The sequence below is a fragment of the Microcoleus sp. K5-D4 genome, from assembly GCF_036704575.1.
Classification (GTDB): domain Bacteria; phylum Cyanobacteriota; class Cyanobacteriia; order Cyanobacteriales; family Microcoleaceae; genus Microcoleus.
In genome coordinates, this window is sequence record NZ_JAUBSD010000015.1 from 45,397 (window position 1) to 72,098 (window position 26,702).

The window sequence follows — 26,702 nt, forward strand, 5'->3', positions numbered from 1 at the left end:
GCAGCGCGCGATTCAACCTTTTTCCCCGTGCCGTTCGAGAGCTAATTGAATTAAACGGTCTACTAATTCCGGGAAAGAAATGCCGTCCGCTGCCCACATTTGCGGATACATACTGGTAGCTGTAAAGCCGGGAAAAGTGTTGATTTCATTAATCAAAACTTCTCCGGTTGATTCAATGTAGAAAAAGTCTACTCGCGCTAAACCTGCCGCGTCTACAGCCAAAAATGCTTTTACTGCCATTTCTTGGATTTGGGAGACGATCGCAGCGCTGACTTTTGCGGGGATTGAGCAGTCGGCTTGTCCCTGGGTATATTTAGTTTCGTAGTCGTAGAAATCGCTTTGAAAACTAATTTCTCCCACCGTTGAAGCTTGGGGGTTGTCGTTACCCAAAACAGCACATTCTAATTCTCTAGCAACTACACCCGCTTCGACAATTATCCGCCTATCGTAGCTGGCGGCGCTGTCGAGTGCTGCTTCTAATTCAGCGCGCGATCGAGCTTTAGAAATTCCCACAGACGAACCCAAATTAGCGGGTTTTACAAAGCAAGGATAGCCCAAAGTTGCTTCAATTTTATCGCACAGTTTGGGGAAAACGCAAGGATTAGACCAGATTTCGGAACGGTTGACAGCGATGTATTTTACCTGCGGCAAACCAGCATGAGCAAAAGCCATTTTCATGGCAATTTTATCCATTCCCAGCGCCGAACCTAAAACCCCGGAACCGACAAAAGGAACTTGCATTAATTTCAGTAACCCTTGCACCGTACCGTCTTCACCGTTTGGTCCGTGCAAAACTGGGAACCAAACATCTACGGCATTAAAATTAGGAAACTGTCCAGCGGGAGAGTCGTTTTGTCCTAGTTCTTCCTCTATTTCCAGAGGTTTTCCGCTGGCTAAGACTTGTTGAGGTAATGTTCCCGACAGCCAGCGGCCGTTTTTTTGGATGTAAAAGGGCAGAACTTCGTATTTAGAGGCATTTTCCTCAGCAGCGAGGGCGCGGGCGATCGCCCGCGCCGAACTAATTGAGACTTCGTGTTCGCCCGATCGCCCCCCGAACAATAGCCCGATCCGCATCTTTGTCATTTTTCAATACTCCCGGTACTTTTTGACAAATATACACGCAGTTAGCGCAGCTATCACAGGAAGTATGCGACAGAAACTAAGAATTAAGCATAAGCTGTTGCGAATTTAAATTGTATATTGCGGGCGGTATCGAAGAAACTCCCCAGTCATAGTTTGATTATTTCTTGACATACAATTTAAATGCCCCAACAGCTTACAGCATTTCTCCCGTCAAACTAAAAGCGCGAATATCTGTAATTTTAACCCGCACAATTTTACCCGCCAATTCTGCAATATCGCCCTTAAAAAATGTGAGACGATTGCCGCGAGTGCGTCCCATCACCTGAGTTGAATCTTTGAGATTCTGGACTTCCACCAAAACCTCTTCAGTGCGTCCGAAATAGCGCTGCGATCGTTCCATCGCCGTTGTTGTGACTACATGATTGATTCGTTGCAGGCGATCGGCTTTTACCTCCTCACTCAACTGATTTTCCCATAAAGCCGCCGGCGTTCCCGGGCGCGGGGAATAAGCCGCAGTATTCACCAAATCGAAACCCACGTCTTCGATTAACTTCAAAGTCTTCTCAAACTGCGCTTCCGTCTCCCCAGGAAAACCGACAATCGCATCAGCAGTAATCGAAGCATCGGGCATATAATGGCGAATTGTATCAATAATCCGGCGGTATTTCTCCTGAGTATAGCCTCGCGACATCGCTTTCAAAATATCATTATCCCCGGACTGAAAAGGAATGTGAAAATGTTCGCAAACCTGCGGTAATTCCGCACAAGCCTTAATCAATCTTTCCGTAAAATAGCGCGGGTGGCTAGTAGCAAATCTCAGGCGATCGACTCCCGGCACATCCTGAACAAAATAAAGCAAATCCGTCAAAGTATGCTGGTTGCTGCCGTCCGGTTTTGTCCCCGGCAAATCGCGTCCGTAAGCATCAATATTTTGCCCCAACAAAGTTACTTCCTTGTAACCTTGACGGCCCAAATCCTCCATTTCCGCCCGAATTGCCTCCGGCATTCGCGACTGTTCAACCCCGCGAACATTGGGGACAACACAATAAGTGCAACGTTCATTGCAGCCGTAAATTACATTCACCCAAGCAGTCACCTTGCTGTCGCGGCGCGGCTTAGTAATATCCTCCATAATCTCAACAGCTTCTGTCGCCACAACTTGATTGCCCTCAAAAACTTGTTCCAGCAAATCTTCAAGTCGGTTAGCGTGTTGCGGCCCCATTACTAAGTCTAATTCCGGCACTCTCCGCAGCAGCGCTTCACCTTCCTGCTGCGCCACGCATCCAGCTACAATTAAAGTTAAACCCGGTTCTTGGCGCTTGCGATGAGCTTGCCTTCCGAGGTTAGAATAAACTCTTTGTTCGGCATTGTCGCGAATCGTGCAAGTATTGTAGAGAATTAAGCTAGCTTCGTTCGGGTCTTCCGAGAACTCAAAGCCCATATTTTCCAGAATGCCGGCCATCCGTTCCGAGTCGGCTTTATTCATCTGGCATCCGAAAGTAGTGATGTGATAGCGGCGGGGTTTAACGGTCATGGCGAATTGCAGGCAAATAAAAAATATAGGTTTTCAACCTTAACACTTTATTATAACACTTCTGTGTTAAACGAGATACGTCTGGTAATTGGGAATTTTAGTAATTGTAGGGTACGCAATGCGCCCCTTAGCACTACAAAGAGTTTTAGATACCCGACAAATTCGGCGAAGTTGGGTATCTGGCTATTCGTTTTTTTTAGTTATATAAAAACTGTAAAATTGTTTTGGCAATACCTTGTGCAGCCAAATAAGGAACCCCATTGCCAACAGTTTTAAACATATTAGTCAACGTCATCTTTTCCGGCAGTGCAAAATCTTTTGGCAGTGACTGAATAGCCAGTGTTTCTGCAACTGAAAGCCGGCGAAGTTTGTAAGGGTGCAAGTGAACTTCGTTATTGCCGTAACAAGCTGTTGGCGAATAACGCCACCGGTGCAATCGCTTGAAAGATTTTTTTGAATCATCTCCTTCATCAACGGACGCAAACCGCTTAATGCCTGCTTTGGGTTGAAAATAGTGTTTGGCATTGGGATGGTTGAGAACGTCATTTTTTTGGAACCAAAATTCTACCGTTAAATTTTGGGGCAGGTCATCAGGACAAGGCAAGAAGTTATCGGCTGCAAAGGCATTTCTCTCAGGCCAAGGATGAGAAAAAATTTCTGATTTGGGATATAATATATGACCTTGCCAAGGAAATAAACTTTCGGATAACATTTGGCTTTTTTCTTCTAGGGAAATGCCCAGATTTTTGATAAGGCTTTTTTTAATTCCAATCAAAATAATTCTATCCCTATCTTGCGGCACACCGTATTCTATCGCATTAATTAAACGTTCGGCAAAAACGTATCCAGAATCAGCCAACTGATGTTTTAGTTCCCCGTAAAAAGCTTTATGTTTTTGGGTTCTCCACAAACCTTTGACGTTTTCAAACAAAAAGAAATCCGGCTGCTGTTGGCAAATTAATTCAATGTAGGAAGCTGAAAGTTTGCCTTTATCTCCTTCCCCACCTCGGTTTTTACCACCAATAGAAAAGTCAGGACAAGGCGGCCCCGCGATAAATCCTACAATATCGTGATGCTTGCGGGCATCTTGCATTAATTCCCGCAGGCGAAAAGCTGCTTCTCCCCCTACAAGTCGAGTTACATCTGCTTCCTCTCCTTCGCAATATCCGTATTCTGGTAGCGGCAAATTCAGGCACTGCCGAGAATAGCGGTATGCTTGCATGAAAGGTGGGAAAATTTCATTGACATACGCTACATTAAAGCCGATCGACTCAAAGCCCAAATCGAGGAAGCCAGAACCCGAAAAAAATGAGAAAATACAAGGAGGACGGTGCATTGAAGGATCAGAGCAATTTTGAGTTGAGCTTACTATAAATTATGTTGAGTGCCCAGGGTTCGGTACACCTGACTGTAAATTCTGTAGGGAATTGGGAATTGGTAGAATGGCCGGAGCGGGTTTATGAGATTATTGGTTTGAGGCGATTCTTGTTGGTAAAAACTGCCCCTACAGGTATTATTACAACCATTGCCCGCCTCGGAAACGCCAGTGGGGAAACAAAATCCGCATCAGTGTTTGGGATGCCAGATAAATAGCCAGCCACACTAAACTATAATGCAAGGCAAAAGCTCCCAAGTCAAAATCTTGTGCAGGTATCCCCGGCAAACCGATAATTTTGATTAAAAATAACACAAAAAGTGCTTCCCAAATTCCAGCGAGTAATTGAAACGCGCCGGGCCAATCTCGATCCCAGCGGAACTGTTGGATGTAGATATATAAAGCATCCCAGCCGAGGCCCCAAATCGCTACATACCCTAAAATCCAGAAAAAGATTGAGCCTGATTGGGAGGTAATTAAACCCAGACAAAAGGGCAGCGTAACTAAAACGCCTACGGTGGCAAATAAAAATAATCGAGTTTGCCAGCGGCCGAATAAGGTGGGAGTCATGCGATTTTAGATTTTGGATTTTAGATTGAATGGGAAGGTTGTGCGATTTGGGATTTTAGATTTTAGATTTTAGATTGAACGCGAAGCTCAGTTAAATCAATTCAATCTTCTACATTGCTTGTTGCCGAACTTCGTCCTTCAAGTTAGTCGGGAGATTTATTTAAAATCCACTTCAACCACTGCACAAACGATCGCCAAACGCTCAATTTCCGCACACCAGCAACTCGGTTGGCGGCCAGACTTTCAACCGATCGCAAGGCGGCGTATTGCAAGCCCAAAAAACTGTCTACTGGCGCGTAAGGCCCTCCCAGAGTAATCGCGCCGGCTGCGTATACCCGCCCTTCTGTGTTGCTAGCAGAAGAATTCCGCAATTCGGGCACTTCAAAATCGTTGTTAACACTCAGCCGGCCCAAACCGTTGAGGGGAAGATTATATTGAGCTACCAAATCATTTAACAGGGGACTGGTTTTTACCTTAGCGTCCAAACCCGTAGCATCAATAATAAAATCAGCTTCTAACTTAATTTGCCCCTTGAGTTCCTTCTCCTGAATGTACGTCACTGTGCGGTTTTGACTGTCGCGCTCGACTCGCTCGACTTCCCCGAAGGTAATTTGATACCATCCTTGACTTAAACCTTCTTTGACAATCCGCTGCCAGTCGCTGCGCTGGGCTGTAGTAGTTCCGCCCCAGTCGGTGAGCAACTGCGGCCGCAATTCGGGGGCGGCTTTTTCCAAAATTACTCGCAGTTCGCCGCCCCAGCAAGCTTTTGGCCAGTTGAAAGGTTGAAATTCGTAGTGATTTTCGACTCTTCGCTGAGCGAGTTTAAATTTGTTACCTTGAGGTTTGGGCGATCGCATCAAATGCAATACTTGAATATTGCGGTTCCGCTGTCGCGCTTCGTAAATTCGCTGCACCACCCGCGAAGCCACAATTCCCCGGCCTCTAATTAACACGCTGCCGCCGCTGGCCTCCAATTTTTCGTAAACGCCGTCGTGGCTTTCATAAGCGTTGACAACCGACTCAAAATCCTGGGTTTTTTCGCGGTAAGCTTGCAAATCGGGCAGAAATTGAATGGCGGGATAGCCGGTGGCTAAGTGTACGTATTTGGCGATTAAAAAAGCGTGGTCGCGGTGATCCGCATTCGATCGAGAATAAGCGATCGCGTACCTGCCGTCATCTGTTTTGCGAATTCCCCGCACTCTACCGTAGCGAAACATCTGATTCCACCCAATTCGATCGACTTCCCTGTCAATAGAATCAAACACATTACCAGCGCGAGGCGTATAAGTTTCGGCAAAAGTCGGTTCAGCAAACACCTGCCACATCAACTTCAACGACATCCCCAAACCCCCTTTCCGCAATTCCTGCCAAGCTTCCCGCAAAGCATAGGGAGGCCACCCCCAAATGTTGTCTGGACAAGAGTCAGAATTCGATCGTAGGCGTTCCCGCAGCGGAATTTGAGAATTCAGGCACAAACGCAGATAGCGGGCGTAAGGCTGCTTTTCCATGCCCAAAACCGCAATTCGCTCTGTGTTCACGCCGCAAATTCTCAGCAAATCCACCCAAATAAAGCTGCCTAAACCACCGCCAACAGCAGCCCAATCAACTTCTGCCACAGGCAGTCCCCTAGATTCGATCGATCGCATTGACACTTGAGAAGCTTGCAAAAATTCGATCGGCGGAAATTCTCCCCTACTCCTTGTTTGAGGAAGCTGCAACATTACTGGCTGCCCCAACGCCGGATCTGGCCCATTGGTCTGCGGGTTAAAGAAAATGTGAAAATTGACCGACGGCATTTCAGGGGAATTCACAGCAAAAGAAATGCCGATCGCGTAGGGCCCAACTTGCAGCATATCCCCGTTTGCCAGCACGCAACGGGTTTGGCGAATGCCGTTAACAAAAGTACCGTTGCGGCTGCCCGTGTCAGTAAGTAAAATACTGTTACCTTCGGTGCCAATCACTGCGTGAAAGCGAGAAACTTGACTGCTGCTGAGGGCAATTCGAGAAACTCGTTTCCCGTTGATTGTAGGGGGCATAGCTTCAAAAATTCGTCCCAAAGCGATGGGTAAGTCGAGTATCGGGGATCGACAATCCCCCGTAGCTGTATCTGTCCAAGTCAGTCGCAGGCGCAAGGGTTGAGAATTCATGATTTTTTAAACATCAGCCGTCGGCTTTGAGCTTTCTGCAAAAAAGATTTTTGAAGTTGAGAGTGTTTAGCGGATAGCCCGATTTTCCCTTTTTCAAACTCTCACGGAGAGATCATCACACTCGCCGCCGCCGCCAAAGAAGTACCGCACCACGGACACCCCGCATTCAACTGCGCGTAAGGCGAAATTCGGCTGCATTTGGGACACTGCAAACCGTATTTTGAAGGCCCCGTCTGCTGAAAATTACCAGGTGCGGGAGGCCCAGACAGCAAAACTGTCTGGGGCGCGGCTACCTGCACCTCCGTCACATTCACCACCTCGATTTGCACTTGCCCTAAATGGATGTGACTTCCCGAGTTCAATTTTGCTTCGCCTCGGGCGAGAATTTTTCCATCTACCAGCGGCGGATTGCTTTCGCGCAAATTCCGCACTGCATACTCCTGCAATTCCTGATTAAAAAATATTTCAACGTGCAGCCCCGATACGCTGGGATGCGAAAATACTATATCGCACTTCGCCGGATCGCGCCCTAGCCTCACGGTTCCCGGATTTTTGCTCGGCTGTCCGTTTTGAATTGTCTGAGTTTGACGCACCCCAGCTTCTGTCCATGCTAAAGTGAGCTGGTTTGTCATGATTTTATAGTTAGCTCAAAAATATAATAAAAAAATATTAGCTGATTTATTTTGAGGACGGACTTCCTCACCAAAAAACTTAATTATAATTATTGACGCCCACTCGATCGAACTTCTAATATCGTTTCCGGTTGCATCGAAATAATAAAATCGAGTCAACAGTTAACACTCAACTATTCAGTTTTTCGACCCGCCCGTCAAGAGTCAAGAGTCAAGAGTCAACAGTCAACCATCATGAGGAGTGCAACCGGAATTGATATAAAAATATTATGTGCAGCTAAACAAAAAAGCCCTGAATTCGGGGCTTTTAGTGCTCGTATTGGCTGTTTTTGAGAGACTGACTCGCGCTTGCGCGCTTTTCTTCCCCGCAAAATTCTTGACCGCAGTGCAGCTTTGTTAAAAATTTGCCGTTAAAGATTGAGCAGCGATTGCTAAAAACTAATTCCTGTGGGGTTTTCACATTTGCGAAGCTTTGGTGCGCTAGTCACGAATTTTGGAGGTGGGGCGATCGAACTACCTTGGTAACTTCGATCGCCCCACCTCCTCAAACGTTTACTGTCCTAGTGCTATCTCTCACGCTGCAACTGTGCAATCTTTCATTACAGGGCCAGCCTTGAAAGACTTAAGCTTCGCTCTTGCGGCTTTTGCGACCGCCTTCGCGACCAATTTGAGCCATGTGTTCGCGATTTCTGCTGACAGCTTCGCCGCCTTTTTGACCAGCTTGTCTGGCTTCTTCAGGGGTGAATTCGTGTGCAGTTCCTTTCTCGTGTGCAGCTTTTCCGCCTTTGCTAGCAATTGCGCGCTGTTTTTCTGCATCCATAGAAGCGAATCCGCGTTTGCTTTTCTCAGCCATGACTGTCTCCTTGTTTGTTTCTGATTTTTTAGCTCGATCGCGCCTTCGCCTCCCACTGTGATGGTTACTTCCAGTCAGTGGTGAGATATCCGACGGTAAATTATGAAACCTCATCAGACGAATCTAAGCTTTTGGTTTAACTCGCAGGATGAATATTTCATAATTTACAAATGTGAACTAAAAATAGTTCACGCCCGGCCACTATAGTTAGAGCCGCCAATGTTTTAAGCTGGTTACTGTCTTTCCATCATTCTATAAACCCCCCCAACTTTTATACCTCTTTCTCAGGTATAGTCATTCTTTAGTTCGCTGGAAGGATGGAACCGAAAGCTGATTGGCAGTAGACTCAGAGGATTTTTTGACTCGGGCGGCGCCACATCAAAAATTAAAAGTCCAAAGACGGATGCTTTTTTGGTCTTTTTACTTTTTTTTTGATGCCTTCCGCGCTTGCCAGTTATCCCGATGTTAGTTGGTCTGCCGATCGAGTTGTTTCTGGTAAGCGATATTTTGGGGCGCAGCGCAGGACGTACTCGATCGCACTTATCAAGTTTACCTTATGACCTATCGAAACATACATCGGTTTTACCCCTGTTTGCGTCCTTAGCGCTGCGCCTACCGTTGATCCCTCCAGAAGCAAGGGTTGCCAACTGCCCCGGTCGAGTCCGACTTCTGAATGTTCTCCAATAAATCGATTTTTGGCAACTCCGATCGTGGGAATCCCGGTCAAAACCCCCAAATGGCACGCAAGACCGAATCTGCGGGGATGCGCTAGTCCTTGCCCGTCGCACAATATCAAGTCTGGCCTCAAACTGATATTTTCTAAAGCTTCGAGAACGGCAGGCACTTCTCGAAAAGACAGGAAACCCGGAATATAAGGAAAAGTGGTAGGACTGCGAACCACAGCTTGCTGCTGCAACTGCAAGTCGGGAAAGCTCAGAACTGTTACAGCGGCCCGCGATACATCGTTTACACTGTCGTAGCCGACATCTACGCCTGCGACGTACTGAACTGTCTCCAGTTGATTGGCGGTAATTACCTCTGACCGAAGCTGTTCTTGAATGGCGATCGCCTCTTCAACTGTCTGCGGCCAAGGGTGTCGCTGCAACATTTTGATTTCTCTTCAACCGTTCTCATCTAAGCTTAACTTCTTTTCGGCCATTTTTAAACTCGGATTTTTATCGTTTGTAGCTATAAATTCCTAACTTGCCAAAGGAGTCTTTTTTCCTACTCCGGAGGGTTGAGCAAGGCGACCTAGGCTAATTTTACAAATAGAGTCTGTAGGTCGGAGAGTAAAATTCTATCTTTCGCTTGTGCTTGAACCCACCCCCAAAGGTTTTATCGACACCCTTCTCCAATTTTCTACTCAAAATTTACAAAAAATACCTATTTGATGCTGATTTTTTAGCTTTCTAGAAAGCTTTATCTTTGCGATCGCCATTTTATCGCTTGTCAAAGAGCGATCGAGTTCTTTCTTTACTTCTGCTTTATCTAAAAAAGTCCTCTTTGTCAAGATGATTGAAACATTTATTAATCAATAATCTCACCCAGCTACAAGTGCCATTGTACATCCCCGCTCATCGAGCTAAGATGTTCCCTGATCCTCGCAACTATATGACTTTTATGAAAAAAAATCAATGAATTTATGAGCTGTTGCACCATTAACATGAAGCTATAATCTTAGATAAGATGAATATAAAACTAACATCAAGTAACACAACATAGGTGAATCAACATATGAAAACCATGCAAAGTGTTAAGTACAACCTAGCTCTCTACATCGTCGGTGGCATCGTCTTCATTATCGCAGCCTTGATTTTAAGACCTTTTACCATTGTCGGCCCAGGGGAACGCGGCGTTATGATGCGCTTCGGGAAAGTTCAAGACGCGATTTTAGATGAAGGCATTCACCCGATTTTACCGCTCGTCACCTCTGTAAAAACTCTCAGCGTGCGGGTACAAAAAACAGATTTGAAAGCCGATGCAGCATCCAAAGATTTGCAAAGCATTACTACAGATTTGGCAGTCAACTGGAATGTAGATCCCGCCCAAGTAAATCAAATTTACCAACAAATAGGAGACGAAGAAAAAATTGTTGCCAGCATTCTAAGTCCGGCAATTTCTGAAGTTCTCAAAGCAGCAACTTCTAAAAAAACCGCAGAAGAAATTATCACTAAGCGCACCGAACTCAAAACTGAAATCGACAACAGCCTCAAAAAGCGTTTGGAACCTTACGGCGTCATTGTCAGAGATGTTTCTTTAATCAATTTTGGCTTTTCTCCAGAATTTAGCAAAGCCATCGAATCCAAACAAATAGCAGAACAAGAGGCCAAACAAGCAGAATTTACAGTTCAAAAAGCAACCCAAGACGCTCAAGCTGAAATCAACCGTGCTAAAGGTCATGCAGAAGCTCAACGCTTGCAGCGACAAACTTTAACGGCAGAAATTTTGCAGCAGCAAGCAATTGAAAAATGGAACGGTCAGTTTCCGACAGTAATGGGAGGAGGCGGAACTTTGCCATTAATTAATATTGCGCCGCCGACTTCTCAAGCTGCAACTCCTGCTAAATAAGCTGCTGCAGATCATGATTGCCAGGGCGCGGGGAGAAGGGGAGAAGGGGAGAGGGGGAGAGAGTCTGAGGGGGAGAAGAATGGAGGGTTTTTCACTGCGGAAGTGAAGATGTGCTTTTTTAAATGCCCAACAGCAAGGGTAGAAAATACCAAGCAACTAACGTGAAATCCCGCTTACTTAAATGCGGAGATACAATTTACGTTGCGCGAGTCCTGAAAAACGTTAGAGTAAGAAACAACTCGGAAATTGTAAAGGTTTGCTTGAAAGTTCGGCTGATGGGAGATCGGGAGAACCAGTCAATTTCTAATTTAGATGAAGTCGGGGATGTCGGCGATCGCCATACTGCGTCAGAAGCCCTGTGGCTACGCGATCGAGCTTTGGCAGCTACTAGCAGCGGCATTGTCATTGCTGACGCCAATGCACCGGATTGTCCCATAATTTATTGCAATCCGGCCTTTGAACGGATGACAGGTTACTGCGCCAGTGAAATCTTGGGGCGTAATTGCCGATTTTTGCAAGGCCCGGATACAGATCGAACTACTGTAGCTAAGATCCGCGACGCTTTGCGCCAAGGTCGAGAAATCCAGACACCAATCAAAAATTACCGCAAAGACGGCACTCCATTTTGGGCCAAATTATCGCTATCTCCCGTGCGAGACGACAACGCTAATTTGACTCACTTTGTAGGAGTTCAATCTGACTTGTCGGAACCAATATGTGAAGTGCAACAAGCATTGCAGCAAGCTAACGACCAACTGCAAACGATTTTGGAAGCAGTTCCGGGAACAGTATCTTGGATTAGCTCGGATTTGCGCTATTTGGGGGTTAACCAGCACTTAGCCAAACTGCATGGTTTGCGGCCGTCGGCTTTTGTCGGTCAAGATATTGGTTTTCTGGGCGCTAGCTCGGATTTTAACTCTTTTGTGGTGGAGTTTTTTGGCAGCGACGCTACGGAAGCGGTTAAAGAACTCAACGTTAAGGTAAAAACCGACGGCGGAGAGTCGGCGGGATATTATTTGATTGTGGCTCAAAAGTACGATCGTGGCAGAGCAGCTTGTCTGGTAGGGATTGACATTACCGAGCGCAAGCGGGCAGAAGAAGCTCTGGTGCTGACTCGCAAGGCGGTGGAAAGTTCGAGTGACGCGATCGGGATCAGCGATGCGAACGGCACTCACATTTATCAAAATCAAGCGTTTTCTCAGCTATTTGAATGGGACACCGCAGAGGAATTTAAACTAGCCGGAGGTATATCGGCAGTTTTTGCTGACCCCGCAGTCGCCAGGGAGGTACTCCACACGATCGCCCAAGGTTATTCTTGGTCTGGTGAAATTACCAACCGCACTAAAAGCGGTGAAACTTTGCAAGTGTTGCTGCGGGCCGATGCTATTAAAGACCCTACAGGGAAAATTGTCGGTCTGATTTACATGAATACCGATATTACTGACCGGAAGCGCACCGAACAAGAGCTGCGGCAAAGCGAGAAGCGCTTTCGATCGTTGATTGAAAATGCTAGAGACATTATTGTAATTCTCGACGAGAAAGGCTTTTGCCGCTATGTCTCTCCTTCCCTAGAGCGGATTTTGGGCTACCCGACGGCGGAAGTCCTCGGCCGGTCTATATTTGACTTGATTCACCCTGACGAATTGCTGATAGTCGATCAAGTGTTCAAAGGTGTCATGCAAATGCCGAGAGTTAGCCTGGGAATGGCGGAATACCGAGTGCAACACAAGGACGGTTCGTGGTGCGTGTTGGAAGCGGTGGCGACTAATTTGCTCGACGAACCTTCGGTGCGGGGAATTGTGGTCAACTGTCACGACGTGACTGAGCGCAAGCTGGCTGAAGAACAATTGTTGCACGATGCTTTGCACGATGCGCTGACGGAGTTGCCGAACCGTGCTTTGTTGACTGACAGGTTGGGCCAAGCTTTTGCCCGCGCCCAACGGCATCCGAGCGAGCAGTTTGCGGTGCTGTTTCTGGATTTGGACAGGTTTAAGGTGATTAATGACAGTCAGGGACACCGCACGGGCGATCGGCTGTTGGTGGCTGTCGCTCGCCGTCTCTTGACTTGTTTGCGGCCAGGCGATACGGTGGCTCGTCTGGGGGGAGATGAGTTTGTGATTTTGCTGGAAGAAATTCATGGTGTTGATGAGGCGATCGCCCAAGCAAAGGCAATTCTCAAAACGATCGAACGACCGCTGAATTTGGAAGGTAATAAAGTTTTAATTACTGCTAGCATCGGCATTGCTTTGAGTACCGACAAATATCAGTGGCCGGGAGATATTTTGCGCGATGCTGATATTGCAATGTACCGGGCAAAAGCTCTCGGTAAAGCTCGCTACGAAGTTTTTACCCGTGCGATGCACACTCAGGCTGTGGCTTTGATGCACTTGGAACACGATTTGCGGGAGTCGGTTGAAGAACTAAATTTGAAATATTCGATAGTGGATTTCGCCTGTGGGACGGCGGCGGAAAACTCGCCGATGAGTGAAATTGATCGGAGATTGGAGCGTCCGAAGTCGCAAGTGACTGCTTTAAAATTGGAATGTCCTTTTACTGTTTATTATCAGCCGATCGTTAGTTTAAAAACGGGTTCTGTTATCGGATTTGAGGCGCTGGTGCGCTGGCTGCACCCGGAAAGGGGTTTAGTTTCCCCCATGGAATTTATTGCGATGGCTGAGGAAACTGGGTTAATCATGCCTTTGGGTTTGTGGGTTTTGAACGAAAGCTGTCGCCAAATTATTAAGTGGCAGAGTTTGAATTTACCTGTGGGAAATTCGCGGCTGACTGTAGCAGTAAATCTTTCGGGGAGGCAGTTTGCGGAACCGGAATCCATCGAGCAAATTAAGCAAGTTTTCCAGGAAACGGGTGTTGACGCTCGCTGTGTGAAGTTGGAGATTACTGAGAGTGTGGTGATGGAAGATGGGGAAGCGGCGGCGGCGATGCTTTCGCAGTTGAGAGACTTGGGGATTGATTTGTGCATTGATGATTTCGGCACTGGTTATTCGTCTCTGAGTTATTTGCACAAGTTCCCGATTAATATTTTGAAGGTCGATCGCTCTTTTGTCAGTCGCATCGGGGAAATGGGCGAAAATTTGGAAATCGTGCGGGCGATCGTGATGCTGGCCCGCAGTTTGGGGATGGAGGTAGTGGCAGAAGGGGTCGAAACCGCCGTCCAATTGGCTCAACTGCGGGCGATCGGCTGCGAGTACGGTCAGGGGTACTTTTTCTCTAAACCTCTCGACAGTGAGGCAGCTACAGCCTTGTTGAGGCGATCGCCCAAATGGTGAACTGAACCAAATATTTAACCGGATCAAATTGCTTGATTGTCAATAAGGGCGATCGATCTTTTCGTACTCAATGCCTTGGGTGTTAAAATCAAAATTTAGTATAATAGCAAACTATAGAGATAGGAAAAAATATATGTCTCAATCTGTTGTGCCAGCAGTCGAAGAAAAACAGCTCGATACTTCGCCGACATTGACCTTTGAAGAATACAGAGTTTATCAAAGCAATGACGATGTACAATATGAATTGTACAAAGGCAAATTAATACCGATAGCAACGGCTAGCGCATTACATACAAGCATCTGCGAATTTTGGGTTTATAAATTGCAGCGTTACCTAGCTGAACACAATCTCGATTTAGTCGTCAAAACTTCTGTAGGAGTCAGAACCGAAGAGGCGACATCTCGGATTCCCGATGTAGTTGTTTGCACAGAAAGTTTGTGGGAACAAGCTCTTGCCAGACCCGGTTCTGGCATCTTAGACTTGAGCGAAACACCTTTATTTGTAGTAGAAGTAGTGAGCCAAGATCGGCGAGCCGATTATGTACTTAAACGAACAGAATACGAACAGGCTAACGTGCCGGAATATGTGATTGTTGATCCGACACAAAACAGACAGCGGGTGCGAGTTATGGCATTTCCCGAAGGTGATGACGTTTATACACAGGTAGATTACTTGCCGGATGAGGAAATGGTATCTGTAGTATTTCCCAATCTGAGATTATCAGTCAATGAAATTTTAGATCCGCCATTGGTAGAAGGGTTAATTAAGGCAGAACAAGCTCAATTGCAGAAAGCTGAAAGGTTGGCGGCGAGGTTGCGGGAATTGGGCGTAGATCCTGATGCTGTGTAGGAAATTGGATCGAGTACGCGCGGCGAAGCTATCCCGTAGGGAATCGCCCTTGATGTATCTCAATCATCTAGCGGCAAGTCGCGCAGGAAATAAAAGCGATCACTTTGCCCATTATCTCCTTTAATTCGCCCTAAGTAACCCGTCAGCGGTGAAGAAAGTTCTATAGTCAAATCCTTTACTGATTCGTTTGTCAGCTTAGAATCAGTGGCGGCAAATGTAGCATTGTATTGAACTTTAATCTCAACAACCGTTGTAAAGTCGCTATCTGAGCATAGTTGTTTAACTGCTTGTATGATTTGCGAGCGCAGCCTAATTTCTCTTTCAACTTTCTGAATATAATCCTTAATCCAGTCGTCAATTTGCCGCCCCATTTCTAGATAGGGCTTGAGTTCAACTAAGTTGACAGCACCTGGATATTTAGCTTTTAACTCAACTAGCTTCTGTAAAGTCATGGCATTGATAATACTAACTTTCCATTCTTGTGCTGCTTTCAACATATCCACCGAAGGATTGCCTGGGCCAATCACTAACTTGGTAGATTCTAAAAATTTATCCCGACTTAAGTGCATTCCTCCCAGTTTAATCAATTCCTCAGCAGTTCGACTGGGGATAAGTCTACCCGCTTTACACTCACCAACTAAGGGATAGGGTTGGGAGCAAAATAAATCTAAGCCACCAGCACCGCCTTTGTAGGCATTCTCAATCTTGAATCCTAAGAATTCAAGACTTTGACGTGTGATATTCTCAAAATCGGTGCCTGCTTGATAGTTGCTTTTTTTTTCTTCTAGTTCTATGCTGCGATTTCCCAAAGCTGCGATCGTTTTAATCCAATCTAAATCAGGATCTGGTTTTGCTGCTGGTAATTTTTCCGACCAACCTAGAAACATTTTGATTTCTGCGTCTAGTTGTTTGGCTTTTGGGTTGGTGGTGGATAAATGCACTAATGCACTTTGCAACTCTTCCAATTCAGGATGTTCTGGCGGCTCTAGTTTTTCCAGCTTTTTACGGCGTTTAGCAAAGATAGACTCGCTCAACACTGGCGTTGAATCAGTAACAGTTAGGGAATGCGGCAAAGATACAAAGTTGCCGCTGGGATGCACTGGCATTTCCAGCGGCTGAGGCAGCAAATAAACCCGCAGGTAAGCTACAAAAATAAAAGGACGCTGCTGGAGAATTTGCTGTAATGCCTCTGTTTTCCAGACTGTTAACCGCGACAAAGCCTCTAATGATTCAGAATCGTTCAGCGGTTGGCAAAATTCGCACCTAGCCCAAGCTTCGATCGAAACTTTATCTGAATTTAACTGAGCAAGTGCCTTTTGAGCAACGGGTAAAAAATGCGATCGATAATATCCATCGCAAGGCAAATCACCTGAAACATTGCCAGGATAGAGTGCATATTGTTCTCCCTGATTAAACATTCGCCAAACTATCGCTGCAATCATTCGCCCTTGGATTAAACCTTCTACGTCTGGGGCCGGCAAACGGATAGCCCTGTCAATATTGACTAACGACATGAGAGTATTTGTCCCAATATGAAGTTGATAGTTTAGGAAGCCTTAATTAAAGTCGCTCAGTAAATTATCGCACGACTTATCTAATTCTTCTGACTCGGATAAGTCATCCATAATAGACTCCGCTACAGCTACGGGTTCATCTTCTATTAGATCGGTAGGAACCTGATAGGACGGATCGCTAAGAATCTCTGTAAGCAAAGGGTTGCTAGCCCCTAGCATTTTCTCAGCACCTTTTTCTGTAATAAAATTGAAAATTTCCTCCTCACTCACCCCATAATCTACTTCGCGCTTCTGATGAACAGCCCGAATAGCTAACAGCGGTTTAATTTCATCTTCTTTCAGTTCGACATACTCTCCACCTTGCTGTTTAATGAGCGGGACAAGATACTGTTGCTCAAGGTAGGAAGTAATCTTTTTGCTCTGGGAACGAACCAAACAACCACGAGTCAGATTAAAAGCTTCGTAATCATTTAACCTTCTTAAACCCGCTCCTAACCCTTTGCCACCAGCATACTGAAGCACTGCTACTCCAATGATTACATCTTTTCCGTTGTCTTTACCAATTACTTTGAAATTGATGTAATCATCCTTGCCTCCACGTTTTCTAACTCGATCTGTGGCTTCCTCAACTGTTACTCTTTCCACCGTCTGACCAATCAAACTCTGAAATCCAAATAAAATAGCATCAGCAAGCAGATAATTATCTTCTAAATCATTTCCTATGTCTTCCTCTAGCTCTTTGACAAAAGCAAGTTCAACGGGATTAGAAATATCGGGATTTTTAGTACCTTCACCCGTAGAAATAGGAGGCTTACAATTTTCTTTACACCACTTCAAAACCTCTCTAGCAGTGGGTTTTCCTTTGCCAAGCTCGCTAAGTTGAATTTGAGTGAATGGATAAATTGGCTCATGAGGAGTTAAGTTTTGCCGTTCATAATATTTGTCTAACCAAAAGCTAACTAAGTTAACAATTGATTCTGCATCCATGTATTTCAAGTCAATCGGATTTCCCTGAACCGAAACCTTAGTGAACACTCCACCAGGTAGCTGCTTTATTTTATTGCTCCATTGAGGAGGCATCATTACACTCAGTATCAAACCCCGGTTTAGATTTTGAAACAAATCTTTGATAAGTCCTGCAACAATCTGACTGATGTGTAAGCCACTAATATCGTCGTAGGCATCAGGCGTGTCTAACTCATCAAAGCAAATAACCAGTTCCTTGTACTCACTAATCAAATCTAAGATTTGCAAAACCGCCTCAAAAGATTGGCATTGAGTTGGTAGTTCCAACTCATCGGCTTTGTATTTAGCAAGTTCTTGACCCTCTAACCATTTGATTGCATAAAGTGATTGCTCGTCGGAGAGTGTCCAAAAAATTGTCTTGACAATATCAGGATCGTTAACACTTTTCGCTTGCAGAAATGCTTTTGTTAGATCCTTAACCCACTTTTTTAGTTGCTTGGGCGTGCCTGCCTTAAATTTTCCCAATAGTTCTTGAGGAGAAAAAACTTTAGCATTGGGTTTGGAAACCTTTAAAGCATTGTTAGCCATTGCCGTTGCTAGTTCTTGCCACTGTCTCACCCCATCTCTACCAATCTTTCCCAGGCTCTCAGCCAATATTCGCTGAAATCCTTGCTTAATTTGATTGATATTACCATATTTATTAGCGTAGACAAACAAGCCCCCGCCATGCTCCTGTAGGCGATGGCGGATACGGCTAATAATGTGAGTTTTGCCAGTTCCATCCTGAGCCGTTATAGCGATGGAAGTTGTCTGGTAGTGACCAGCACGAATTTGAGCTAGGGCCTGAAATACAGCATCAGAGGCGTGGGCATTTATTGTCTCAACATCGAAGAATTCCTGGCCCCAAACATCACCAGCATTGAGAAAAGGAGGTTTAGCAAATGGATTTTGATTTAAAAGAGCGGCGTTCAGGTCTTCAATGGAAGAAAAAGAAGAATTAGTCATGATTTTTTGTGTGAGGTTAACGAATTTACAAAGGGATTTAGGCCAATTTTAAGGATTTAGCCGTTTGACATAGTAACGGAGTGCACCAAGTGCAGTTTTGATAGAATCTTCAGTTTTATCGGGCGTGATGTCTGTCATTTCACCACCTATAAGCTGAAAAATGTCATTAGCCTGCATTTCCAACAGCCACTCATTGAACTCCGATCGCCCTACCCTTTCGCCGATCGCCCGACGCATCCGATAAATCGGCACTAAATCGTCCAAGTTATAATCCCGGTTCAAGCTGTCATACACATCAAGCGCCACAGCTTTAAAATCGTCATAGGATGCGATCGTCCCTACATCCCCCTTCCCCTTCTCAACAGCAACACTCGTCGCACCATCCTGATGCCGAATCCACTTCAACAAAGAATTTCCCAACCGAGTACCAATTTGAGAACCATCAAACTCAAACAAAGAATCCTTACTTTTGAGCCCCTGCGCTAAAACTTCTTTCCCCTTAGCGCTCAATTCCACCAGCGTCACCCGATTTACCAGCGAATACTCGATCGCCCCACTTGCCTGCAACTCGCCGAGCACTTCCACATATCTCTGACTCGTCTCATTAGTCCGCACAATCCGCTTAGTCAACTCCCCCTTTTTCACCTTCATCTTCCCGCCGCTCAAATCCCACAAATTCAGCAGTACCCGAACTTTCGCCTTCGCATCCCAAAGCGCTTGCTCTTCAGGTGTCAAAGATTTAGGCACCGCAATTTCATCTTTCTCAGACATATCTATACCTTTAAATACTTGTTCTTACTATCAAATCTTACCAGAAACCTTGCTGGGAAACATTTAAACTTTTCCGAAAAATTCCGCCGGAGGCTACCCACAACTTATGCAAATTTCATTTAAAAATAATTGGAATTGACTAAAATGTGTTCTTTTGATAAAATAGCGAATCAAACGAGCGATCACAGTTCAAATTCTCTGCACCAAATGCGATCGAAACAATTTTTAGCACAGCCCGCTACACTCTAGCAACCTCAACAAATGTAGCGATCCCAACCGCAGCTAATAACCAGCAAATCAGCTTAACTGCGACTTTAGTTCAATGCCAGATTCAGCCTTTAGAAAGACGAATTCAACCTAAACCTCTTGTTACATTGCAATGGCAATCAAAACATTGAACAACATTTTACCCATGAAAACTATTCCCGACCAAATTTCCAACATCAAAGAAAAACTTCCCGACGTTACTCCCACCCCTCCCGGTTTAAAAGCTCAAGCATCTAGCCACGACCTCAAAGCCCGTTTAGATTGGGGCGAACCCGGACTCACAATCATCGACGCTCGTGATTTTGAAAGCTTCACCAAAAGCCACATTACCGGCGCAGTAATGATGCCAATGGACGAATTAGTCGCTAGAGCACAATCGAGTTTAGAACCCATCCGCGACATCTACATCTACGGCGAAAACGACCAACAAACCGCCGAAGCTGCCAATCTTCTCCGCGCAGCAGGCTTTCAAAAAGTAGCCGAACTAAAAGGCGGAATTCCTGCTTGGAAAGCCATTGACGGCCCCATCGACGGCGCTGCCGAACACGATACTCCCGGCCCCGACGCCTACAACGTTTTCTCTCGCTTGCAACACCACGCCGAAGCTCAGAAAATCAACAAATAACCTCAGATTGGCGGCAGGAGTCGCCCATAAAATCTGACACTTAATAAACCCGGTATCGCAAAAGTTACCGGGTTTTTCTATCAGAACTTATACCCCAATACGCTTGGGTTAAAACTGTTTATTCCCCGGAGATCCCCCTAAATCCCCCTTAAGAAGGGGGACTTTGAGTAACTTCTTGTCCCCCCCTTAAGAAGGGGATCGGGCTTAACTGAACCATATTGACTTATACCAAATCCTGCCTCAATTTTCTTAGTCTCTTACAGAGTGACTTCCTTTGTATAGCCTTGGTTTCAACCGCCGACTCTTAACTTCCTGCCATCCAAATATGCCTTAACTTCCCCAAACATTAAGCGGTTTGCATCAAAAGTAATCCGTTTAACCGCTTCCTCAAAAGCAAGCCAAGCAGAATTTTGAACTTCCTCCTCTTGCAAAACAACTTCCATCGAATTGACAAAACCTAAAAAATAAGTCACAGTCTTTTCAATCGGCTCCCCATCCTTAACAAAAGAATAGTGTTCGGTAAAACTCGGCTCATCAAGCATTTCAAAATCCGATATACCTGTTTCCTCCAGAAATTCCCGCCTTGCCGTTTCTGCAGGAGATTCCCCGGGGTTCGCGTGACCTTTCGGAAACGCCCAATGTCCCGCTTGATGTTGAATTAACAAAAACAAAGCATCAGCTTCCTTTCCAAAAATCGGCACAATCCCAAAACATTCATCTTTCATTTTCCTGATATTTCCTATTAACTATTATGTTTTTTTTAGTCCGCGTAAGCGCACTTAATTGGTGTAGATGCGATTTCAATCGCCGAGTATCTGAAATTCCCACCCCAAGCGAGTCTGCTGTTCATAAACCCGCTTCAAAGTATTAACATCCCTCGCTGAAATAGGCGGAGGATTTCTCACCTGAGAAAAATAAAGCACATCAGTTTCCATCAAACTGTGGCCCCAAATTCCCAAAGCGTGACCCAACTCGTGCCGCGCCGTCGCCGGAATATACTTACCCACTTGATTCGGATTCAAATAAACCGAAAACCGATGAGATAACACAGTTTTATACCCATCCCGACGGGCGTACAATTCATAGGTAGCCTCTCCAGAGCGCGATCGTAAAACCCCTTGACGCAAAGGCGGAGCCCGACGTAAAATCCTAATATCAGCCACCTCCGAACTATCCACCACTTCCAAAGGCAAATAAACCCCCCATTCCCGGACAACATCCAACACAGCCGCCACCCATTCTTCAGACTTATTAGCATCAACGGGACGCTCAACATAAACCTTAATCGGAAACTTAGACCACAACAAGTAACCGAATTTCGGTGGCTTAACCTGGTCAAAATAATCACCACTATCCGTGGAATCTTGCCAATTCGCCAGCGTTGGCGGCAAAGGATGAACCTGTGGATTCGGAAAACTATTCGGGAGAGAAGAAACAGTCGCCGCCGGAGTATTAACCTGAGTAAAAATTATCAGGCTAAAACAACATACAGCCAATCCCAAACCAGCCAGCAATCGAGATTTTACTGTAACTTTCCACAACCGCATTGTTGCAACCGCAGATAGACGAAAATAAACGCAGATGAACTTGATATTATCTGCGTCTATCTGCGTTCATCTGCGGTTAAAAATCCAAATCTTATAACTTAGGCGCCAACCAACCGGCACTCAAAATCACCGTCAAACCCATAAAAACAATAGACAGACCCCAAGTAATCCGGTTCAGACTCGTTTCTGCACTCTTGGCGCTGGTAAACAATTGAGCTTGTCCGCCAATCCCTCCAATACCATCGCCTTTAGGACTGTGCAGCAACACAAAAACCACAAGTCCTAAAGCAGACAAAGACCAGATAACTTGTAACACAGAAACAATATTCATAATCTGGAGTAATTGGTAATTAGTAATCGGTAATTTATTATCATATCAAATTCGGTCGATCGCACACAATTTATGCAGAGACACTCCAAGAGTCCAAGGCGTGTCAACTTAAGCCTAAAACCCTTGATAAATATCGCTTTTACCTGAGTCTAGATCCCCCTAAATCCCCCTTAACAAGGGGGACTTTGATCCATTTCCGGTCCCCCCCTTCTTAAGGGGGGCTAGGGGGGATCGAGGCCTAATCGTCAAACAGCAGACCGGTATTACGTTTGACGTTAAGTTGACACCTATGGGCAGTGCCGTCCCTACCTGTAGCGAGATTTGACCCAGACTTTCTACAATCGGACTCGCACCGGAGTGCGATTGGCACGAACTTCAAACTCAGCCGATCGTATCATAGAGCGTCCCGTCATCTCCGGGGGCTGAGGCAACCTCAACAGCTCCAGAATCGTCGGCGCAATATCCGCCAAACAACCATCCGCCCTCAGAGGAACATCCGTTCCGTGACCCGGAATCTTCCGACCTTCGCCTTCTACCAGAATAAACGGCACCGGGTTAGTAGTGTGAGCCGTCCAGGGATTCCCGTCCTCGTCAAACATCTGCTCAGCATTTCCGTGATCGGCAATAATAATTGCCGTTCCCCCAGCTTTACTAATGGCGCTCAACAGCCGCCCCAAACATTTATCCACAGTTTCGATCGCAATTATCGTCGCATCCATCATCCCCGTATGACCAACCATATCCGGGTTAGCGTAGTTAATCACCATAAACGAATAGATGCCTTTTTCCAAAGCCGTCACCACCCCATCCGTCACCAAGTCCGCCGACATCTGGGGCGCCTCATCGTAAGTCGCCACCATCGGGCTCTGCACCAACTCCCGGTGTTCCCCTAAAAAAGGCTCTTCCAGACCCCCATTAAAAAAATAAGTCACATGAGCGTACTTTTCAGTTTCCGCCGTCCGCAACTGCTGCAAACCGTGCTTAGAAATCACCTCGCCCAGAATATTGTTCAAATTCTGCGGTTCAAAAGCCACCATTACCGATAGTTTCGGGTCGTACTGAGTAAAAGTCGCAAACGCCAGCGGCTCAATTAACTGCCGTTCAAACCCCTTAAAATCGGGAGATACAAAAGCCTGAGTCAATTCTCTAGCCCTGTCTGGGCGAAAATTAAAGAAAATCATCCCATCGCCGGATGTCACAGCTCCGCGCGCAATTCGAGTCGGAACTGCAAACTCGTCGGTCACTCCTTCAGCATAGGAGGCCTGCAACACATCCACAGCCGATCGACCATCAGGAGCACCCTCAGTCGTCATCACCTCGTAAGCCCGCTGCACCCGATCCCAGCGCTTGTCCCTGTCCATCGCGTAGTAGCGGCCGCTGATGGTCGCAATCCGACCGACCCCTACCTCTGCGATATAACTTTCAATCTTCCCTAGAGCTTCGACACCCTCTTTCGGAGTAGTATCACGACCGTCAGTAATCGCGTGAATGCAAACATCAGAAATTCCCTGTACCTTTGCTAATTGCAGCAAACCCTTAATATGACTGAGATGGGAATGAACCCCACCTTCAGAACAAAGACCAGTCAGGTGTAACTTGCCGCCCGTGGCGCTGACTTTCTCGCAAAGCCCAACCAGCGCTTTATTGTTGAGCAAAGAACCATCTTCCACTGCATCCGAGATCCGCACCAACTCTTGAGGAACGACGCGGCCCGCGCCCAGATTCAAGTGACCAACCTCTGAGTTACCCATTTGCCCGTCTGGCAGCCCTACCGCCCGGCCCGATGTGTGAATCAGAGTTCTGGGATAAGCGGCCCAGAGACTGTCCATCACGGGTGTTTTTGCAGCGGCGATCGCATTTCCGTCTTTTTCTTCACGATAACCCCAGCCGTCTAGAATAATCAGCACTACAGGAGATACAGACGCTTGTGCCATGTGAATACCTTATTTACAATAATTAATTTCTCGATCGTCATGATTTCCGATTTTGCGGAACATTTGCCGCTAATCAGTTTACATATTTTTTAGGCTCCGGCTGAACAAAGCCCACCACAATTCCCTTAGCCACAGTATTTTGGGAACTAATCTCGACCTGCTTTGGGAATTGTTTAATTGATTGCCTTGCCCTGTACTGTGAATGCACAGTCGGAGGCTGTTATCGATCTCACCAACAGCGACCCTGCTTTTGCCGCCGCATTTTCACGAATTGTTCAACGGTAGGTTGCTATTGAAACACTAAGAACAGTACCACAGATGGCTGACTTTTACTACTGCCTAAAGGAAGAGATTAAACCGCTTTGACTGGGCTGGGAATAACTTTAAACCAGTTGAACCCAAATCCGTTTCCGAATCGGCTCACTTTCAGCGGACATAAAATTCTACAACATCTTTTTTAATTTTGACATCGTAATTGCCAAAGAAATCGTGACCGAGCAGACCTATTGGCATTTGTTTGGCGATCGCCACTTCGACATTTTGGATCACAGCACCCCCAACCCGAATTGATCGCACTCGACCGATCGGGAACTCGACAACGCTACCATCAGCGATCCCTGCTCTCACGGTACGCACCGGCCTTACTCCCAGTGCAGTAGCCATCCGCTGAGAAATCAAAGTGCCGCTCGCCCCGGTATCGAGAATCATCTCAAAAGTCTTGTTGCCGTTAAATACCACATCAATCACCGGCGTCCCGCCTGCGCGACGCTTGATTTTAGCTTGAAATACTTGTGGATTCCCCGGTGGCTTAGCCGGTTGATTTGCTGGGGGTTTAGCACCAGGATTGGATGGGTTCCAAAACTGAGAGTACAATTTGCCAGTTGTGAATTCCGAGCCCGTTATAGTGCGATTCCCTTCGGGATAGCTCCGCTTCACGAGCTGCTGGGAACTCATATCGGGCACCAATGTCATCACCTGAGTTTCTGGCTGATGTGAATGAGAATGCACCTCGCCGCCCGCCGATCCCACACCCACCAAAACGGTCGCAAAAACAAAGCCCGATCGCCAAATTCGCTTGAGAATCACTTTTGCCATTATCTAAATACCTTAATTGATTCAATATGTCGAACAACAACCGCCACTGATATCCTAACCCGCTCCCAAAAACCGATCGCTTGATCCCCGGATCAGATCATCAGGAAAACTTGGCAATTTTCAAGCGATCGCATAACATCGAACACAGATAAACTGATAAACGGCAACAGGCTGTAATTGCAGAGCCTTGTTGGATATCTTGAAATTAAGCAGTTAGGGGCGATCGGCAATGTACAAACTTTTATATTTTGCGACTATAGGACTACTAGCTTTCTCGATCGCAGGCTGTGGTGGCGAGGGCAGCAACACAGCCAGCCCCAGCCCTAGTCCCAGTGCAGCCTCTCCGTCTCCGGCCGCCTCTGCCAGCCCCACCCCAGGAACTCAGACTTTCCAGTCTCCAATAGTAGCCGCCCAGCCTCCAGGGTTAATTCGATCAACCAACCCAGACGAACGAGCAAGACAGGCTCAAACAGGCATCGGCAACAAAAAGGACAGGAATCCAACGCTTCCGCTTCAGCCAGTACCCCAAGGCCCTGTGACAGCCAATCCTTCTCAGTTAGACCCCTTTGGGCCACTGCCGCCGATCGTATTACAAATCCCTCCAGGAGCCAACGGAGCGGGCGGGACTACCTCAGAACTCCCCAAACTGCCACAGCGACAAGTTGCCGTGCTACCCGAACTTCCCGAGTTATTGGCTCCCCCCCCACTTAACAGGCCTAATCAGACGGTTACTATCCCCAGAGGACCCACGGGCGGTCGAGCCGGCACTCAGCAACTAAGAGGTCGATCGGGAAATTTACTTCCCGGAGGTGATGGGGCGCAAATTGACTCGCGTCCCATAGTTCCACCAGGGGGAACTCCTCCTCGGTTAAATGGCGGTGGCGGTGGCAGAAATGGTTCCTTACCCGGAGGCACCGGGGGACAAATTGGCTTGCCGCCCATAGTTCCGGGGCTAGATGCTCCTCAGTTAGGTCCTACTCGTACATCCCCGCCTGGACTCGAACCCATTGCAGCTAGACCCATAGGAGTCCCGGATCTGCCGGAACTGCCAGTAGACAAGCGCCCCCCCCAATGGAGAGACCCCAATGCCAGGGTCAGAAGAGGTACTGGCACCCGCCCTCCTGGAACTACTGGGCCAATAGCAAGTAGACCCCAAGATGCGCGGAATCCCCAGACTCGCCGTCCAGGACCCCCGCGCCCCCCCCAACCAATAGCAGCGAGACCCATAGGAGTGCCGGATCTGCCGGAACTGCCAGTAGACAAGCGCCCGCCCCAGTGGGTAGACCCAAATCCCCCGCCGCCTCCGGTGATCCCAGTAGTTCCGCCACCGCCTTCTACTGACCTTGCTACAGGCACTGAAGTCAGCGGGGTGGTAAAAGTCGGGAACGAGACGCAAGTGATTGTCAAAGTACCGAATGAACCAACCAGCCGATATGTCAAAGTCGGGCAGCGGCTGTCTAACGGGCAAGTGTTGGTGAAGCGGGTCGATCTCAAGCAAGGAGCCGATCCGATCGTGATTCTGGAGGAAAACGGCGTTGAGGTAGCCAAAGGTGTGGGCGAAAAACCCGCCAGTCGCCAAACACAACCAGCCAATGCAGTTATTAGCCGTCTCCCAAATCCGAATAGCTCAGCGCGACGCTGAAAATTGACAGTAAAGCAGGAAAAATGCTAAAGGCAAAACTTAGAGTTTTTGCCTTTTTGCATTTAGAGCAGATCTCGAACCTGAAGGTAAAATTAGTACAGGGATT

Annotated in this window: 21 protein-coding genes; 5 read left to right on the forward strand and 16 right to left on the reverse strand. The window is 46.7% G+C overall.

The features are described from left to right. Window positions 1–12: 12 nt before the first annotated feature. From QUA77_RS07150 to nfi, 8 genes are all read right to left on the reverse strand, one after another. Window positions 13–1,083 carry a D-alanine--D-alanine ligase family protein gene (locus tag QUA77_RS07150; protein WP_333449693.1) on the reverse strand — a complete coding sequence of 357 codons (1,071 nt, stop codon included), beginning with the start codon at window positions 1,081–1,083 and terminating at the stop codon, window positions 13–15. Between the two features lie 193 nt (window positions 1,084–1,276). After that, entirely contained in the window at window positions 1,277–2,617 is a 1,341-nt protein-coding gene (gene miaB, locus QUA77_RS07155; protein WP_333449694.1) for a tRNA (N6-isopentenyl adenosine(37)-C2)-methylthiotransferase MiaB, read from the reverse strand. A 196-nt stretch (window positions 2,618–2,813) separates the two neighbouring features. Continuing rightward, window positions 2,814–3,953 carry a DNA cytosine methyltransferase gene (locus tag QUA77_RS07160; RefSeq protein ID WP_333042507.1) on the reverse strand — a complete coding sequence of 380 codons (1,140 nt, stop codon included), beginning with the start codon at window positions 3,951–3,953 and terminating at the stop codon, window positions 2,814–2,816. Between the two features lie 180 nt (window positions 3,954–4,133). Further along, complete coding sequence (locus QUA77_RS07165; protein WP_333042508.1) at window positions 4,134–4,562, reverse strand: hypothetical protein; 429 nt, start codon at window positions 4,560–4,562, stop codon at window positions 4,134–4,136. A 143-nt stretch (window positions 4,563–4,705) separates the two neighbouring features. Beyond that, window positions 4,706–6,709, reverse strand: coding sequence for an FHA domain-containing protein (locus QUA77_RS07170; RefSeq protein ID WP_333449695.1), 2,004 nt, complete (start codon window positions 6,707–6,709; stop codon window positions 4,706–4,708). 101 nt (window positions 6,710–6,810) lie between these two features. Beyond that, window positions 6,811–7,341 (reverse strand): FHA domain-containing protein, encoded by a 531-nt coding sequence (locus QUA77_RS07175; RefSeq protein ID WP_333042512.1) that lies wholly within the window; start codon window positions 7,339–7,341, stop codon window positions 6,811–6,813. 622 nt (window positions 7,342–7,963) lie between these two features. Continuing rightward, complete coding sequence (locus QUA77_RS07180; RefSeq protein WP_006631632.1) at window positions 7,964–8,194, reverse strand: KGG domain-containing protein; 231 nt, start codon at window positions 8,192–8,194, stop codon at window positions 7,964–7,966. A gap of 454 nt (window positions 8,195–8,648) precedes the next feature. Next, the gene (gene nfi, locus QUA77_RS07185) at window positions 8,649–9,302 is read right to left on the reverse strand and encodes a deoxyribonuclease V (protein ID WP_333042515.1); all 654 of its coding nucleotides are present in this window, start codon (window positions 9,300–9,302) and stop codon (window positions 8,649–8,651) included. A 626-nt stretch (window positions 9,303–9,928) separates the two neighbouring features. On the opposite strand from nfi, the gene QUA77_RS07190 reads away from it, so the two are divergent. The 3 genes from QUA77_RS07190 (at window position 9,929) to QUA77_RS07200 (ending at window position 14,899) form a co-directional block, all read left to right on the forward strand. Then, on the forward strand, window positions 9,929–10,762 hold the full coding sequence (locus tag QUA77_RS07190; RefSeq protein ID WP_333449696.1) for a prohibitin family protein: 834 nt from the start codon (window positions 9,929–9,931) through the stop codon (window positions 10,760–10,762). A 275-nt stretch (window positions 10,763–11,037) separates the two neighbouring features. Then, window positions 11,038–14,049: an EAL domain-containing protein gene (locus tag QUA77_RS07195; protein WP_333449697.1), complete on the forward strand. Its 3,012-nt coding sequence runs from the start codon at window positions 11,038–11,040 to the stop codon at window positions 14,047–14,049. A gap of 133 nt (window positions 14,050–14,182) precedes the next feature. Further along, window positions 14,183–14,899 (forward strand): Uma2 family endonuclease, encoded by a 717-nt coding sequence (locus QUA77_RS07200; RefSeq protein ID WP_333449698.1) that lies wholly within the window; start codon window positions 14,183–14,185, stop codon window positions 14,897–14,899. Between the two features lie 59 nt (window positions 14,900–14,958). Here the strand turns inward: QUA77_RS07200 and QUA77_RS07205 are convergent, their stop codons facing one another. The 3 genes from QUA77_RS07205 to QUA77_RS07215 are packed head-to-tail and all read right to left on the reverse strand — an operon-like array spanning window position 14,959 to window position 19,155. After that, window positions 14,959–16,413, reverse strand: coding sequence for a DUF1802 family protein (locus QUA77_RS07205; RefSeq protein WP_333449699.1), 1,455 nt, complete (start codon window positions 16,411–16,413; stop codon window positions 14,959–14,961). A 42-nt stretch (window positions 16,414–16,455) separates the two neighbouring features. Beyond that, window positions 16,456–18,384, reverse strand: a complete 1,929-nt coding sequence (locus tag QUA77_RS07210) for a P-loop NTPase fold protein (protein WP_333083795.1) — start codon at window positions 18,382–18,384, stop codon at window positions 16,456–16,458. 48 nt (window positions 18,385–18,432) lie between these two features. After that, the gene (locus QUA77_RS07215) at window positions 18,433–19,155 is read right to left on the reverse strand and encodes a hypothetical protein (protein WP_333449700.1); all 723 of its coding nucleotides are present in this window, start codon (window positions 19,153–19,155) and stop codon (window positions 18,433–18,435) included. Between the two features lie 379 nt (window positions 19,156–19,534). On the opposite strand from QUA77_RS07215, the gene QUA77_RS07220 reads away from it, so the two are divergent. Then, window positions 19,535–20,047: a rhodanese-like domain-containing protein gene (locus tag QUA77_RS07220; protein WP_333041832.1), complete on the forward strand. Its 513-nt coding sequence runs from the start codon at window positions 19,535–19,537 to the stop codon at window positions 20,045–20,047. Between the two features lie 290 nt (window positions 20,048–20,337). Here the strand turns inward: QUA77_RS07220 and QUA77_RS07225 are convergent, their stop codons facing one another. The 5 genes from QUA77_RS07225 to QUA77_RS07245 form a co-directional block, all read right to left on the reverse strand. Beyond that, window positions 20,338–20,772, reverse strand: a complete 435-nt coding sequence (locus tag QUA77_RS07225; protein WP_333449701.1) for an NUDIX domain-containing protein — start codon at window positions 20,770–20,772, stop codon at window positions 20,338–20,340. A 75-nt stretch (window positions 20,773–20,847) separates the two neighbouring features. Beyond that, the gene (locus QUA77_RS07230) at window positions 20,848–21,594 is read right to left on the reverse strand and encodes a peptidase (RefSeq protein WP_333449702.1); all 747 of its coding nucleotides are present in this window, start codon (window positions 21,592–21,594) and stop codon (window positions 20,848–20,850) included. Between the two features lie 91 nt (window positions 21,595–21,685). After that, the gene (secG, locus tag QUA77_RS07235) at window positions 21,686–21,925 is read right to left on the reverse strand and encodes a preprotein translocase subunit SecG (RefSeq protein ID WP_015175238.1); all 240 of its coding nucleotides are present in this window, start codon (window positions 21,923–21,925) and stop codon (window positions 21,686–21,688) included. A 335-nt stretch (window positions 21,926–22,260) separates the two neighbouring features. Further along, window positions 22,261–23,859, reverse strand: a complete 1,599-nt coding sequence (gene gpmI / locus QUA77_RS07240) for a 2,3-bisphosphoglycerate-independent phosphoglycerate mutase (protein ID WP_333449703.1) — start codon at window positions 23,857–23,859, stop codon at window positions 22,261–22,263. 426 nt (window positions 23,860–24,285) lie between these two features. Further along, the gene (locus QUA77_RS07245) at window positions 24,286–24,954 is read right to left on the reverse strand and encodes a retropepsin-like aspartic protease (RefSeq protein WP_333449704.1); all 669 of its coding nucleotides are present in this window, start codon (window positions 24,952–24,954) and stop codon (window positions 24,286–24,288) included. 229 nt (window positions 24,955–25,183) lie between these two features. Here QUA77_RS07245 and QUA77_RS07250 point away from each other — a divergent pair, with 229 nt between their 5' ends. Next, window positions 25,184–26,596 (forward strand): hypothetical protein, encoded by a 1,413-nt coding sequence (locus tag QUA77_RS07250; RefSeq protein ID WP_333449705.1) that lies wholly within the window; start codon window positions 25,184–25,186, stop codon window positions 26,594–26,596. Window positions 26,597–26,702 lie beyond the last annotated feature (106 nt).